This window comes from Microcystis sp. M169S2 (assembly GCF_020245865.1).
In the GTDB taxonomy this organism is placed as follows: domain Bacteria; phylum Cyanobacteriota; class Cyanobacteriia; order Cyanobacteriales; family Microcystaceae; genus Microcystis; species Microcystis ichthyoblabe_A.
The window spans coordinates 47,789-62,455 of sequence record NZ_JADBUB010000033.1; the positions used below are offsets into that span (position 1 = coordinate 47,789).

General features: G+C 43.9%; 12 protein-coding genes. 7 read left to right on the forward strand and 5 right to left on the reverse strand.

Annotation, left to right across the window (positions count from 1 at the left end; genetic code table 11):
- Nucleotides 1-18 precede the first annotated feature (18 nt).
- The gene (gene hemH, locus IM485_RS03360) at nt 19-1,182 is read left to right on the forward strand and encodes a ferrochelatase (protein ID WP_004163720.1); all 1,164 of its coding nucleotides are present in this window, start codon (nt 19-21) and stop codon (nt 1,180-1,182) included.
- A gap of 95 nt (nt 1,183-1,277) precedes the next feature.
- Here the strand turns inward: hemH and IM485_RS03365 are convergent, their stop codons facing one another.
- Nucleotides 1,278-1,529 (reverse strand): DUF8653 family protein, encoded by a 252-nt coding sequence (locus tag IM485_RS03365; RefSeq protein WP_002739055.1) that lies wholly within the window; start codon nt 1,527-1,529, stop codon nt 1,278-1,280.
- 150 nt (nt 1,530-1,679) lie between these two features.
- Here IM485_RS03365 and IM485_RS03370 point away from each other — a divergent pair, with 150 nt between their 5' ends.
- Entirely contained in the window at nt 1,680-3,098 is a 1,419-nt protein-coding gene (locus IM485_RS03370) for an ATP-binding protein (protein WP_104396474.1), read from the forward strand.
- Nucleotides 3,099-3,316: 218 nt separating this feature from the next.
- On the opposite strand, the gene prfB is transcribed toward IM485_RS03370, so the two are convergent.
- Both prfB and IM485_RS03380 read right to left on the reverse strand, forming a co-directional pair.
- Nucleotides 3,317-4,424 (reverse strand): peptide chain release factor 2 gene (gene prfB, locus IM485_RS03375; RefSeq protein ID WP_104396473.1). Its coding sequence is split into 2 segments (ribosomal slippage): nt 3,317-4,351 and nt 4,353-4,424, totalling 1,107 coding nucleotides; the frame shifts between segments, so codons are not numbered across the junction.
- Between the two features lie 272 nt (nt 4,425-4,696).
- Nucleotides 4,697-5,833 carry a DUF3747 domain-containing protein gene (locus tag IM485_RS03380; RefSeq protein WP_287741268.1) on the reverse strand — a complete coding sequence of 379 codons (1,137 nt, stop codon included), beginning with the start codon at nt 5,831-5,833 and terminating at the stop codon, nt 4,697-4,699.
- A gap of 396 nt (nt 5,834-6,229) precedes the next feature.
- Here IM485_RS03380 and murD point away from each other — a divergent pair, with 396 nt between their 5' ends.
- From murD to IM485_RS03400, 4 genes are all read left to right on the forward strand, one after another.
- Complete coding sequence (gene murD, locus IM485_RS03385) at nt 6,230-7,579, forward strand: UDP-N-acetylmuramoyl-L-alanine--D-glutamate ligase (RefSeq protein ID WP_287741270.1); 1,350 nt, start codon at nt 6,230-6,232, stop codon at nt 7,577-7,579.
- Between the two features lie 348 nt (nt 7,580-7,927).
- Nucleotides 7,928-10,555 (forward strand): glycoside hydrolase family 10-like protein, encoded by a 2,628-nt coding sequence (locus tag IM485_RS03390; RefSeq protein ID WP_287741273.1) that lies wholly within the window; start codon nt 7,928-7,930, stop codon nt 10,553-10,555.
- Nucleotides 10,556-10,943: 388 nt separating this feature from the next.
- A complete protein-coding gene (locus IM485_RS03395; protein WP_287741275.1) occupies nt 10,944-11,750 on the forward strand; it encodes a prohibitin family protein in 807 nt (268 codons plus the stop codon).
- Nucleotides 11,751-11,821: 71 nt separating this feature from the next.
- Nucleotides 11,822-12,220, forward strand: a complete 399-nt coding sequence (locus IM485_RS03400; RefSeq protein WP_008207369.1) for a YidH family protein — start codon at nt 11,822-11,824, stop codon at nt 12,218-12,220.
- Between the two features lie 70 nt (nt 12,221-12,290).
- Here IM485_RS03400 and IM485_RS03405 read toward each other — a convergent pair whose 3' ends face one another.
- Nucleotides 12,291-12,536 (reverse strand): hypothetical protein, encoded by a 246-nt coding sequence (locus IM485_RS03405; RefSeq protein WP_228009843.1) that lies wholly within the window; start codon nt 12,534-12,536, stop codon nt 12,291-12,293.
- Between the two features lie 138 nt (nt 12,537-12,674).
- Complete coding sequence (locus IM485_RS03410) at nt 12,675-13,370, reverse strand: TerC family protein (protein WP_104396467.1); 696 nt, start codon at nt 13,368-13,370, stop codon at nt 12,675-12,677.
- A gap of 374 nt (nt 13,371-13,744) precedes the next feature.
- Between IM485_RS03410 and IM485_RS03415 the strand changes: the two genes are divergently transcribed.
- Complete coding sequence (locus tag IM485_RS03415) at nt 13,745-14,323, forward strand: pentapeptide repeat-containing protein (RefSeq protein WP_104396466.1); 579 nt, start codon at nt 13,745-13,747, stop codon at nt 14,321-14,323.
- Nucleotides 14,324-14,667: the final 344 nt, after the last annotated feature.

The window sequence follows — 14,667 nt, forward strand, 5'->3', positions numbered from 1 at the left end:
AAATTATCTGTTAACACTATGGGTCGCGTTGGCGTTTTATTATTAAATTTGGGTGGGCCGGAGCGGTTAGAGGATGTGCGTCCTTTTCTATTTAACCTTTTTTCTGACCCAGAGATCATCCGTTTACCGATCAAAGGATTACAAAAACCGTTAGCTTGGTTAATATCGACGCTAAGAGCGAGTAAATCCCAAGAAAATTACCGTCAGATTGGTGGTGGCTCCCCTTTACTCAAGATTACGGAAGCACAGGCCACGGCACTGCAACAACGTCTCGCGGAAATGGGCCGCGAGGTGAGCGTTTATATTGGGATGCGTTACTGGAATCCCTTCACCGAGGAAGCGATCGAGCGGATTAAACGAGACCATATCAAAAAATTGGTTATTCTTCCCCTTTATCCCCAATTTTCCATCAGCACCAGTGGTTCCAGTTTTCGTGTACTGGAGGAAATGTGGCAGCAGGATCCCTATCTACGTTTGACGGAATATACTCTCATCCCCTCTTGGTACGATCATCCCACCTATCTGAGTGCTATGGCGGATCTGATTGCGCGAGAGTTAGAGCAGTGTGCTAATCCTGACCAAGTACATATCTTTTTTAGCGCCCATGGTGTCCCCCAAAGTTATGTGGAGGAAGCGGGAGATCCCTATCAAAGGGAAATTGAAGAATGTACTAGGGCGATCATGCGTACTCTAAACCGACCCAATCAGTACACTTTAGCCTATCAAAGTCGCGTCGGTCCGGTGGAATGGTTAAAACCCTATACTGAAGATGCTTTAAAAGGGTTGGGAGAGCAGGGAATTAAGAATTTATTGGTCGTGCCGATTAGCTTTGTCTCGGAACACATCGAAACCCTGCAAGAAATCGATATAGAGTACCGAGAAGTGGCGGAAGAAGCGGGAATTGAACATTTTCAGCGAGTACCAGCTCTTAACACTCACCCGATGTTTATCGAATCTCTCTCCCAGTTAGTGGTAAAATCCCTAGACGAGAAACCCACCACTTTCGAGCAAATTACCCATCCGAAAGCGAATATGAAAATGTATCCCCAGGAGCGTTGGGAATGGGGAATGACAACGGCAGCCGAGGTGTGGAATGGCCGATTAGCGATGATCGGTTTTCTGGCAATTATTATCGAATTAATTACCGGTCAAGGACCGTTACATTTTGTTGGTTTATTATAACCTCAAGCTTCGTTGCCATTGCCTTTGACGGTAACTACCAAAATAAGGTTGGGTTTAACTATATTTAACCCAACCATTGGCGATTTTATCTTCTCTTAGGACATCATATTAGCAGAACGAACATTAACGTTAACTTCTAGCCTGCCATTGCCGAGCATATCTAACCCAGTGACGCTAAACAGATTGGCTTTAATGCCTCTTTCCTGAAAATTAGCCTGTAATTCTTTGATGAGAACCTCTTCCACTTTCCCTTCATCATCTGCTAGAGCTTGGACGATTTTAGCAGCAAAAGAGCCAATTTTTGCGCTCAATATTTCTTCCACATTGGTGATCTCGATAATAACCATTGATTTTTCTTCTTAGTAGAGGACAAATAGCTTGACAAGCCAATAAGAACAGAATTTGCAAGAAAATATAGCTGCTCTCATCTTAGGAATCAGTATAACCTGCACTGTTCCCCCCTAAACGGAAATTCCCACCCAGAAGGAGATTACTGCATGATAAACCTAGAGACCCTAGAAGGTTGGTTAAATGCTCCAGTGGAAAATGAGCGACTAGAATTTAAACAGGCTAAAAATCAATTTGATACAATCAAACTGTTAAAATATTGCGTCGCCCTTGCTAATGAAGGAGGTGGCCATTTTATCTTAGGTGTTACCGATAAACGTCCCCGTAAAATTGTTGGTTCACAAGCCTTTCCTACACCCGAAGAAATTAACAGCATTAAATCGCTAATCGTTCAAAAACTTCGCTTGCGCGTGGAAATCACCGAATTGGCCCACCCTGATGGTCGTGTCTTGGTTTTTGAAGTGCCAACCCGTCCCACAGGACAACCTATCGCCTTTGAAGGTGCTTATCTAATGCGAGCAGGGGAAGACTTAGTATTCATGACACCTGATCGGCTTAAGCTCATCTTTGCTGAAGATCAACAAGATTGGTTTTGTCAATCCGCTCGCTCTCATGCCAGTCCAGATGAGGTTATTGACCTACTCGACACCCAAACCTACTTTAAATTGCTCAAGCTTCCCTATCCTAGCCATCGTGATGCTGTTTTAGAAAGATTACAAGGCGATCAACTCCTGCAAAAAACCCCACAAGGTTGGACAATTCCTAATTTATCTGCCATCCTTCTGGCCAGACAACTTGAGAGCTTTTCCCCTACCTTAGCGCGTAAAGCACCACGAGTGATTATCTATGAGGGAACAGGTAAAATTAAAACTCGACTGGAACAGACAGGAACTAAGGGATATGCTGTGGGTTTTGATGGTTTAGTTAATTTTGTCCACGATTTAGCCCCTCAAAATCGCGTCATCGAGGAGGTTCTTAGGGAAGAAGTGAAAATGTTTCCTCCACAAGCTTTGCGAGAACTGATCGCCAATGCTTTGATTCATCAGGACTTTCTCGCTACAGGCGCTTCGGTGATGATTGAAATGTATGATGATCGAGTAGAAATCTCTAACCCTGGTATTCCTTTTATCAAAGTAGAACGCTTTATAGACGAATATCGCTCCCGTAATGAGCAATTAGCTGACATAATGCGTCGTTTTGGCATTTGTGAAGAAAAGGGCAGTGGTATTGATAAAGTTATTTCCGCTGCCGAGAAATTTCAACTTCCCGCACCAGATTTTAGAGTAGGTGAGATCCGAACAACTTCTATCCTATTCGCTCATCAGGATTTTGGCAAAATGAGTCAATCTGACCGTATTCGCGCTTGTTATCAGCACTGTTGTCTCCTCTATGTCGATAATCAACGGATGTCTAACCAAACCTTACGAAATCGCTTTTGTTTAAATGAATCAAAAAACAATACTGTTTCTCAAGTGATTGGGGCAACTAAAGAAGCAGGACTGATTAAACTTGACGAATCTGAATCTAAATCAACTCGTTATGCTCGTTATCTCCCCTTTTGGGCCTAGACTAGCCTTGAGCGAAGTGTACACTGAGCTTAGTCGAAGTGTGGAAATGCTAAAAAGTGCTTCAACGCAAATCCATTTTAGGGATGTCAAATCGGCGAAACCCTTATACAGCGAGCAAAAAAGTGCTTCAACGCAAATCGACATTTTTCCAAGAGGAGATTTTATCATCGCGTCCACACGGGAGTGGGACTTGTGGACGACAAAGGCGATACATTTCTTTAAACTGCACCCCCCAAACGTAAATAGGCTTCAATAAAGCTATCTAAATCCCCATTCATTACCCCGGTAACATCGGTGGTTTCCACATTACTACGGAGATCCTTAACCAATTGATAGGGATGAAAAACATAGTTACGGATTTGATTGCCCCAAGCGGCCTCCACCATATCGCCGCGAATTTCGGCGATCGCTTGAGCCTGTTGTTCCCGAGCGATAATTAACAATTTCGCCTTTAATAAAGCTAGGGCTTTTTCTTTATTTTGTAATTGCGATCGCTCTTGGGTACAACGTACAGCTATACCTGTGGGAAGATGAACTACACGCACGGCAGTTTCCACTTTATTAACATTTTGTCCACCTTTTCCCCCCGATCTAGTGGTGGTAATTTCTAAATCTTTATCGGGAATTTCTACCCTCACTGCATCATCGCCCAAAATTGGCATTACTTCCACCCCAGCGAAACTGGTTTGACGTTTACCATTAGCATTAAAAGGGGAAATTCTTACTAACCGATGGGTGCCTTTTTCTCCTTTTAGATAACCGTAAGCATAAGTTCCGGCAATCTCAATTGTCACCGATTTAATTCCCGCTTCATCTCCTTCTGATATTTCCGCTAAAGTGACTTTATATCCCTGTTTCTCGGCCCAGCGAGAATACATTCTCAGTAGCATTTCTGTCCAGTCTTGGGCATCGGTTCCCCCGGCCCCCGCATTAATCGTTAAAACCGCTCCTTTTGCGTCGTAGGGACCATTTAAAAGCTGTTGCAATTCCCAGCGATCGAGGTCATGCTGTAAATGAGTTAAATTGTCCGTCGCTTCTTCTAGTAAAGTTCGATCGGATTCTAATTCTAATAACTCGATAATTGCCTTGGTATCTTCTAATTGTTCACACCAACCCTGATAGGTTTCTAAAGAAGATTTACACTCGTTTAGTTCTTGCAGGGTTTTTTGAGCAGTATCGGGATTATCCCAAAAAGTGGGGACGGCTGCCACCTGTTCTAAGTCTTTAATTTTGGCCCTTAAAGTGGGTAAGTCAAAGATAGTCCTGGGTTTTACCCAGGCGCGATCCTACTATCTCGATACCTTTTTTTAGTTCCGATATTTCCATGTTTTCAGTTATCAGTTATCAGTTATCAGTTATCAGTTACTCTAGAAGTCAGGAGTCTGGGGAGTCAGTCCCGATGAAAAAATTTTCACCCCCACAGAGGAAAGAGGTTTCCTTCCCTACACCCCACACCCCACACCCTACACCCTCTTTCAAGTCAGGAGGCCGGAGTTGAGAGTTAGGGTTTTAGGGTTTTGGGGTTTTAGTTGAAATTCCCCCATTTCCCCATTTCCCCAATCCACTATCTGTTACCCGTTCCGCAGTTCCAGCGTTCCCTAAAATGGTACGATCGATCCGCGCAGGGGAGCAAGACTTTGTAAAGCGTTTTCAGCCTTATCACGACTACTAAACGCGCCTATTTGCCAGACGCGACGACCTTGGTGGGAAGTGGGGAAAGCGTCGGGATAGAGAGAACGAACTTTGGTTCGATCGCTCTCGTTTTTAGCTTCGATTACTACTTTAAAGCCTTTGCGGCCACTATTGCTAGTATTGCCACTACTGGGATTAGGGGCAGCCCGATTAAAAGTGATTACGTCTGATAAACTTCTCTGATTGCCTAGGTTGCGCGGTGGCGGTGGTGGTACAATTGCATTATTATTCTGAGCATTGGCTTGCCCTGAGCCAAGTCGAAGGGGAGGAGTTAGGGGAGGTAAATTAGAGGTAACGGTCGGCTGCGGCGTTAAATTTGGCTCTGGTACTGGATTAGTGACCCCTGGCTGAGGATTGCTCTCTACTGCTGTTTCTGCAGCGGTAAAGGTATATTCTCGCACTTCGGGATCACCGGAAGGATTAACCGGTGTTTCTGCTTTGACGGATTCTCTGGGGAGGGAATAACTATTACCCGCGAGTAATTCCGGGGGAGGATTGAAACTGGGACTATCAGCAGTTAGATAGATATGACTGAGATTTTGACCGGCTAGACTGCGTTTAGTAAAGCGCCAGCCATCGATGAGATAAATTTGGATTAAACCGGTCCCTAAACCTTTTGTCCGTCCAATAATTACCTCTGATTGTCTGGGATTGCGGGGGGTTCCCACGAGGACTAATTCCCCGTTGCGTTGTACGATACGCAGCAGGTATTCTAAACCGTAATCTTTGCCCTGAATGCGAAGGGAATAACCGTTACTGTCGGTGGCCCGTTCACAACTGCCGGTAAAATCGAAATCGAGGAGAAGAGGCTGAACAATGGTCGGTTCTCTGCCATTTACCGCCCAACATTGGCGTTTTCCGGGGATTTGTTGCAAAATCAGTAAATCGTATTTACCGTTACCGTAGGGACGGGCAATAGCGATAAAATCCTCTTGATTAACTTCTCGTTGTTCAAAGAGAGTTGCTTGACTAGGTGTAGTCAGGAGACAACCCCCCAGAAGTGAAAACAGTAGGGTAAATTTTAAGGATGATTTTAGATTCATAAATAGGCAGCCTTGTTATGGAGATTGTACTTGCATTTATTTTATCGATCTAGACGTAAGCGGGAGAATTTTGTTTTCAAAGGAAGATAGCTAGGGTTTGTTCAATAAATCTAAAAACCTTGTTGGGTAAAACTTTTAGACTTTTTGGTTTCCAAAAAGTCCCAGATCTGGGAGTGATCGGGTGGAAAATTCAGCTACTTTTTCCCTGAAAATTAGGTAATTGACCCGCTCAAAATCGCTAAAACCCTACACCCTACACCCTACACCCTACACCCTACACCCCACACCCTGCCCCCACCGAAAAACTTTTTGCCGCAAACCCTAGTTATTACTCGACCTAATCCACAGTAGGATAGAGATTGCTAAAAATTGACTCTTGAGTAGAGTGGCAACAAGATGGCGAAAGCGGCGATTATTGGATTGGGAAGATCGGGAATAGCAGCGGCAAGATGCTTAAAACGGGATGGTTGGCAGGTGACATTAAGCGATCGCTCCGATTCTCCCAGTTTACAAGCAACCAAAACCAATCTGGAAAGGGAAGGAATTATTGTCAATCTTGGTCAAAATCTCAGTCTAGAGGCAGATTACTTGCCTAATCTTATCGTGGTTAGCCCCGGGGTGCCTTGGGATGCCCCGATTTTAATTACTGCCAGAGAAAAAGGCATCGATACGATCGGAGAATTAGAATTAGCTTGGCGTTATCTGCAATCTTCCCCCTGGTTGGGTATTACGGGAACTAACGGCAAAACCACCACCACCGCCCTCTGTGCCGCTATTTTTCAAAAAGCGGGGTTAAATGCTCCTTCCTGCGGTAATATCGGCTATGCTGCCTGTGAATTGGCTTTAAAAGCCGATAAATACGATTGGATTATTGCAGAGATTAGTAGTTATCAGATCGAGTCCAGTCGGGATTTATCGCCGAAAATCGGCATCTGGACAACTTTTACCCCCGATCACCTCAGTCGTCATCAAACCCTGGAAAATTATTATCAGATTAAAGCCTCTTTACTGCAAAGAAGCGATCGCCAAATCCTCAACGGTGATGATCCCTATCTGCGTCAAATCGGTGTTAGTCAATGGCAACAAGCTTATTGGACTTCTGTGAAAGGCAAAGATGCGCTTTTGGGCGATCCTAGTCGTGGTGTTTATCTGCAAGATAACTGGATCGTGGCTTTTGGGGAGTTAATTGCCCCGGTTAATCTCCTGAAAATGGTCGGTAGTCACAATCAACAGAATTTGCTTATGGCTGTGGCCGCCGCTAGATTGGCAGGAATCGAGAAAAAAGCCATTACCGAAGCGATCGCCACTTTCCCCGGGGTTGCCCATCGCCTAGAGTATATTTGTACGTATAAAGGTCTAGACTTTATTAATGATAGTAAAGCAACTAACTACGATGCGGCCGCAGTAGGCCTACAATCCGTCCCCAGTCCAGCGATTTTAATCGCGGGAGGAGAAGCGAAAGCCGGGGATGATCGGGCTTGGATCGCTGAAATTAAGGCAAAAGTCGCCACCGTGCTGCTTATTGGTGACGCTGCCGCCGATTTTGCCCGTCGTTTACAGTCAGCAGGTTATCAAGATTATGAATGTGTAGAGACGATGGACAGGGCAGTTCAACGTGCAGCTGAACTAGGAACAGCAAAAGCCGCTAAAGTGGTGTTATTATCGCCCGCTTGCGCTAGTTTTGACCAATACCAAAGTTTTGAACATCGCGGCGATCACTTTCGGCAATTGTCCTTACAGTTGTAGGGAGATGGGGAATTATGAATTAAGTAGCTGGTTATAATTAAATTAAAAATGGATTTTAGGTTCGATCCCCCCTGCCCCCCTTGATAAGGGGGGTGCCGATAGGCGGGGGGATCCTCCTTAATAAGGGGGGCATCTGATAATTTTTAACGCCTACCTACTTATGAATGGGGGAATGGGGGAATGGGGGAATGGGGAGGTGGGGAAGTGGGGAAATTCAACTAATACCCTAAAAACTCAACACTGGCCTTGCCGACGGCTAAGACGCACTTTTTGTTCCCAAAGATACTCTTTTTTGGCTAAGTTGGGTAAGATCAGGAGGAGTTAACCAAAAAATTAAGAGAAAAAAACGTGCTGGGATCGTCCTTCCATCTTGATCATCTTTTTAAAAAGCCGCTAATTGCCTGTCTTTCGTCCTGTGTTGCCGTTTTGCTACCGATCCCAGTGTTAGCGGCACCAGTGGCAGTGTTAAAAAGTCAGGAAAATGCCAATCAATGGACAGATATAACCAATCGTTTGCAAAATGTCGGGGTTAATTACTGCATTCTCCAGAGTAATCAGTGGCAAAGCGACGCGGATTTAAATAAAATTAAGGTTCTCATCATCCCCAATGTCGAGACTATTTCTGGTTTACAAGCTAGTGTCTTGAGTCGTTGGCTGAATCGCGGTGGTAAAATTATTGTCACAGGTCCGGCGGGGAATCTTTCGGAACCTGCTGTGCGTGAACAGTTGCGATCGCTATTTGGGGCTTACTGGGCTTATCCCCACTCCCAAGCTTACACCCTGCGACCAACTAATTTAGGCGAACTGAAAAACCAAAAACCTTTAGCCAGCAGTCTCCTCGGTGGCGTGGTTATCCCCACGGGAGTTAATAGCCAAACTGTTGCCGTCTGGGGGGCGCGCAATAATCCCCCCGCCGTTGTCCTCAATAATAACTCGATCTTTCTCGGTTGGCGCTGGGGCAGCGATGCCGTCGCTAATCTCGCCCTCGATAGCGCTTGGCTAGAAACCGCCCTGCAACGCTACGGCATTAATCGCAGTTCTTCTACTAACACAATTGCGCCCTATTGTCAAGGAAGCTCAACAATAGTTAATAATATTAATAATACACCAATGGCGACCGCACCCCGTCGCCCTTTACCCCAGATTTTAGAAAATCCCCCCAGTGAAACAGCGAGATTAAGTCCGAATACCGAGGCAATTCCCCCCAGAGCGAGCCTAACTCCTCAACAAATTGGCCAGATGACGGCGGAATTGCAGGGATTAATCGGGCGTTATGGGGTGACTCTCTTAGCTTTAGAAGCCAGTAATAGTAATATATCCAATACTGATAAATCCTTAGCACAAGCATTTCATAATCGGGCAAAAAATTCCCCCACCTCGGATGGGGCGAGACGATTCCGTTTAGCCCTGGAAAATGCCCAAGGAGCGTTAAATAATTTTCAGAATTTAATCGCTCAGGGGGACTATACCCAAGCGCGGGAATTTTGGTTACAAGCGCGGCGAAATCTTTGGGATAATTATCCCACTAATCGACAATTTGCCCAACCAGAAATACGGGCAATGTGGTTAGATCGAGGAACGATCGTACAAGCTAAAAATGAGGAGGATTTAGCTAAAGTATTCGATCGCATGGCGGCAGCGGGTATTAATGTGGTCTTTTTCGAGACAGTTAATGCTAGTTATACTATTTATCCCAGTCAAGTTGCTCCCGAACAAAACCCTTTAACTAGAGGTTGGGATCCGCTCAAAGTTGCCGTTAAATTAGCCCATGAACGCAATATGGAAATCCACGCTTGGGTGTGGGTTTTTGCGGCGGCTAACCAAGCTCATAATAAAGTATTAGAGCAACCATTAGATTATCTCGGTCCAGTTTTATCGCGTAATCCCGATTGGGGGGCAACAAATAAAAGTGGTGGTTCTTTTGATTACAGTCAAGGCACGAAAAAGGCCTTTTTTGATCCTGCTAATCCCGACGTACAGAACTATCTTTTATCTCTTTACGAGGAAATTGTCAAGAATTATGATGTGGATGGCTTGCAGTTAGATTATATTCGCTATCCCTTCCAGAGTCAAGATTTTAATCAAACCTATGGTTATGGTAAATCCAGCCGGTGGTTATTTAAACAAATGACGGGAGTTGATCCCATTACTTTAAATCCCCGGGGAGCTTTATGGGAACAATGGACTAGCTTTAAAATCCGTCAGGTTGATACTTTTGTCTCGCAGGTTTCTACTAGCTTAAAACAGATTCGCCCCCAATTAAAAATGTCAGCGGCGGTGTTTCCCTTAGAACAAAAAGAACGGTTATATCGTATTCAGCAAAACTGGGAAGAATGGGGACAAAATCAATGGATAGACCTGATATTTTTAATGACTTATGCTCTTGATACAGGGACTTTAGAAGAGAAAACCCAGTCTTTACTTGATCGCCAAATTGCGGGAAATGCTCTGATTATACCCGGTATCCGTCTGTTAAAAGTACCCGATCAAGTCATGATCGATCAACTACAATTTATTCGCAATCTTCCCACTTCGGGATTCGCTCTTTTTGCTACGGAAAATCTCAATCCCAACCTGCAAACAATTCTTAATCGCATTCAGGGATCGATAATTACCAAAAAAGCTGAACCTTTACCTCACCGTCAACCCTTTAAAACGGCAGCGGTGCGGTTTAATTCTCTGCGTCAAGAGTGGAGTTTTTTAATAGTTAATAATTTATGGGCAATGGAAGAAGGAACCTTAAAAACCTGGGGGCAAGAAGTGGACGAAATGGCTAATTTATTAGAACAATTAGCTACTAATCCCAGCCCTCGCAATTTGACTTTAACTCAAAATGCTCTAAAGCGATTTAGCTATCAATTTAAATCTGTGATGTCCAGACAAAAAGATTTATCTGCTTATCAAATACAAGTCTGGGAAAATCGCCTCGTCACGCTACAAAGTCTCCTAAGTTATGGTCAAAGGGTTGAGTTTTAGGGTAATTGCTATAAAATAAAGTACCAGCTAGAATGGCGGAATGAGAATGTACCATTTAAGACAAGGGAAATTTTGTTATAATTGCTTCTGGATAACCCCGATTGCTTTCTTGGATAAATAAATGCCTTTTTTGTCAACAACTAACGAGATATTTGTTTTAATTCACGATTCCGAAAACATTTAATCGGCGACTATGATAACTATAAATAGACAAGTATTTTCTGATATTTCGCGATCCAGACGGGACGAAAAGGACGAGGCTAAATCTTTATTTTCTAGTTATTGAAATTCTTCAAATGGATGAAACTATCACTAATTATGAAGATAAAATTAGCTCTTTTATTTATTGGCAAACCTATCCCATCAATCATCTATATTCTCAATTAAAATGCTCAAAACTCGCCTTTTAGCTAGACCAAGTAATATCTTTTTTCTGTTATTAATTTTGGCGATTATTTTTAATCCTTTTGTGATTGTCAATGCGGGGGAAAGAGGGGTTTTAATGGTTTTTGGTCAAGTACAGGAGAAAATACTTAATGAGGGTATTCACGGGATTATTCCCGTTGTTAACACGGTAAAAAAACTAAGTGTGAGAATTCAAAAACAACAGATAGCGGCCGAAGCTTCCTCCAAAGACCTACAGGAAGTATTCACAGATGTGGCCCTGAATTGGCATATTTTAGCATCAGAAGTTAATACTATTTTTCAACAAATTGGCGATGAAGCGGCTGTCATTGAACGAGTAATCGATCCGGCAGTGGAGGAAATTCTCAAGGCAGTTATGGCTAAATATACCGCCGAAGAATTAATTACTAAACGGGAGGAAGTGAAAGGGGAAGTAGATATTCGTTTGAGCGAAAGACTGAAAAATTATCATATCGGTGTCGATGATATTTCTTTGGTTCATGTCAACTTTTCCGATCGCTTTACCGATGCGGTGGAAGCCAAACAAATTGCCGAACAGGAAGCTAAAAAAGCCGGTTTTATGGTGTTGAAAGCCTTGAAAGAATCGGAAGTGAAAATCAATCTGGCTAAAGGAGAGGCGGAAGCTCATCGCATTCTCCAAGATTCCTTAAGTCCAGAAGTTTTACAGAACAAAGCGATCGAAAAATGGGACGGTAAACTCCCCCTATTTATGGATGATAATCTGCTTAAGTCCCTTGAATTGGTTAAAGATAAGCGAAAGACTAGATGATAAAAACAATTTATTAAAACCATAAGAAAGAATACTTGATTTTATTGAAGTTCACTGCGAGGAACTCCTCTATGCTGTTTAAATCCCGAAAGACAAAGCAGAAATTTAACCCCGATTACTGGCGAGATCATTCGGCCAACGAACGCACCTATCTGTCTTGGATGCGCGCCTCGATCGCTTTGATGGGTTTTGGTCTGGTCATTTTGCGTTTACGGACGGCATCTTCTACTGTACTAGGATTGGGGTGGTTGTTGGGTTTTGTCTTCGCTATGGTGGGATTATTAATCGTTGTCATCGCCACGCGCCGGTATTTTCTCATCCGGCGAGCGATCGATAGTAATAGCTACGAACCCGCTCAAGTCTGGATTATTTGCTTTAGTATAGCGATCGCTTGTCTCGGGTCAGGAATTCTCTATTTTGTCGCCACCAGTCCCGATAGCGGTGGAGTGGAAAGCATCGGTTTCGATTAAAACCCCATCCTCGCAGGGAGCGGGATGGGGAAAAATTGCTCGATACAGGCGGTAAAATCCAGATAACTACTTATAATTGCCCGTTTTCCGACCTTTCCCAGGAAGGGGCGAAAGGTGGACAAATCAAAGGACAGGCACGCCAATGACTGTGAACAGGGACTCCCAAGCGTTGACAATAGCCATTTCCTCTCCCCTGAAACTTATAAAACCGACAGTAACGACAGGTAGAGGAACAAGTAGCAACTTTCGGGAGAGGATTTCCCGTGGATTCGATCGCTGTTAGTTTTGGGGATAGGGTGGAAATGGTGTCTAGCAAGGAAGTCTCCAAGGCTAACGGGGTTCACTAGCGACTCTTACCGTACCTAGTCCCAAATTATGTCACAGTCGCCCATCCTCCCGGAGTATAACGATTGACACGCTCCTAAAAAATTGAGAAAGTACCTTGCTGCCAGATCTATTCCACCACAACACGCTTAGAAAAGCCCCAACTTAACGAGATCGCCACCATCATCAATACCATCCACTCTGGCGGCAAATAGGTTGGTTGACAAGCTTTTAAAAGCAATCTTCCCCCTACCGCTAAAACCGTCAGATAGGCCGCATCTTGTAGGTAAACAAACTCAGCCAACCACCTAACAAATAAACCGGTCAAAAATCGTAGGGCTAACATTCCCAAAATACCACCAGTCAGGAGAATCCAGAATCGATCGGCTAAGGCGATCGCTGTTGTCACACTATCGAGGGAAAAAGCCATATCTGTAAAAGCAATCAGAACAATAACACGGCCAAAAGATTCTATGGCGAGATTAGGGGCAAAATTTTGGTCTTCTATGTCTATATCTAAAAATTTCTGGCAAAAATGCTTACCCGCTAACCAGAGCAGATAAATAGCACCCAGTACCTCCACCTGCCAGAATTTAACTGTCCAACTGGCACTCACTAACATGGCAACTCTTAATACAAATGCCCCCGCTAACCCCCAGTTTAAAGCTTGGCGTTGTTGTCTGGGGTCGGGAAGTTCTCGCACCAAAGCGGCCAGGGCGACGGCATTATCGGCCGATAGAATAGTTTCTAAGACTGCCAGGGTGAGAATAGTGCCGCAAGTGGTTAGAGAGAGATTTTCGGCTATATCGAGAATTTGAGGAGACATATAATTATATTTTCACTTTTATAACGTTGTAGATGCGTCTTGGTATTTGCTGCTAGGATTCTTGACTATTTTTTTGTCGGTATAAATCCAAGGTCAAGTTCTTGAGCTTGCGATCGAGGGTGAGATTGCTGACAACAATCTCCTTCCCTAGGATTTTGGCCAGACACTATCATCTTAGGTAGGGGACAAGCATAAAAGCAAATATTCTTAATTGTCGTTTTAATAAATAAAAGTGATGGAACGGCGAGGGGGCTTCCCAGCTTTGCATAAAGCAAATTTATGGATGTGAAAACAAAGAATATTTGTTTTTATTAAAACCATTGCCTAGAGTGAAAACAGAGACTCAAAAAGATCACTCAAGGAGATCAAAAACGATGAAACCGATTACAGTCCCCCTCACTCGATCGCTACTGACAGCCTTCTGTCTATTGCTAATCACAGTTTTTTCTTGCTTCCATCCTGCCATCGCTAGGGCCGTTACCACCACCAGTGCCGCAGCTCCTAAAACTGCCGTTGTTGAACCAGTTTCGCCACCGTCAGCTGCCGATAATCTGCAAAAACTACAGGAAACTAACGCCTGTGTCGGTTGTGACTTTAAGGGAATTAGCCTCAAAGATTTAAACCTGTCCTCAGCCAATCTAGAAGGAGCAAACCTCAGCCAAGCGGATTTAGAAAGAACAAACTTACAGGGTGCTAACCTCAAAGGGACTGACCTCCGGGGAGCCGACCTCGGCAAAACTCTCCTAGCGGAGGCCGATTTAAGCGGGGCCAATCTCTTAGGTGCAGATTTAGAAAAAGCCAACCTGCAAGGGGCCAACTTAACCAACGCCAATCTGCAAAAAGCTGACTTAGAGAAGGCCAATCTCACTCATGCTCGTTTAGACGGTGCTAACCTGCAAGATGCGGACGGTGAAGGGATGATCGGTGTCGATCCCAATCAGTTTAACAGTTAATACAGGAGCCTAGTCTCGTAAAATAGCCAACGACAGAGGCTATCCCTAGCTAATGCCTTAAAAATCGGTGACTATTGGTTAACTTCGATTTTATGCCCAGTTTTTTCGTCTCGAGTAAAATAGGGATGAATTTCAGAATTTAACCAAGAGTCTTTAAGTTTAGCGATAATATCAGTTTTAGAGGGTTTATTCGGGCAAATAGTGCAAAGAGCGTGAGCATACAAGTCAGAGCGCACCAAATCGGAACCCTGCTAAGATTTCTTGATTTTATCTCGTTCGGCCGAAGTGTCCCCAGAAATTTGATAGGAATAAGCCTGAAATTTTCTTGGCTGATATTGTGATCA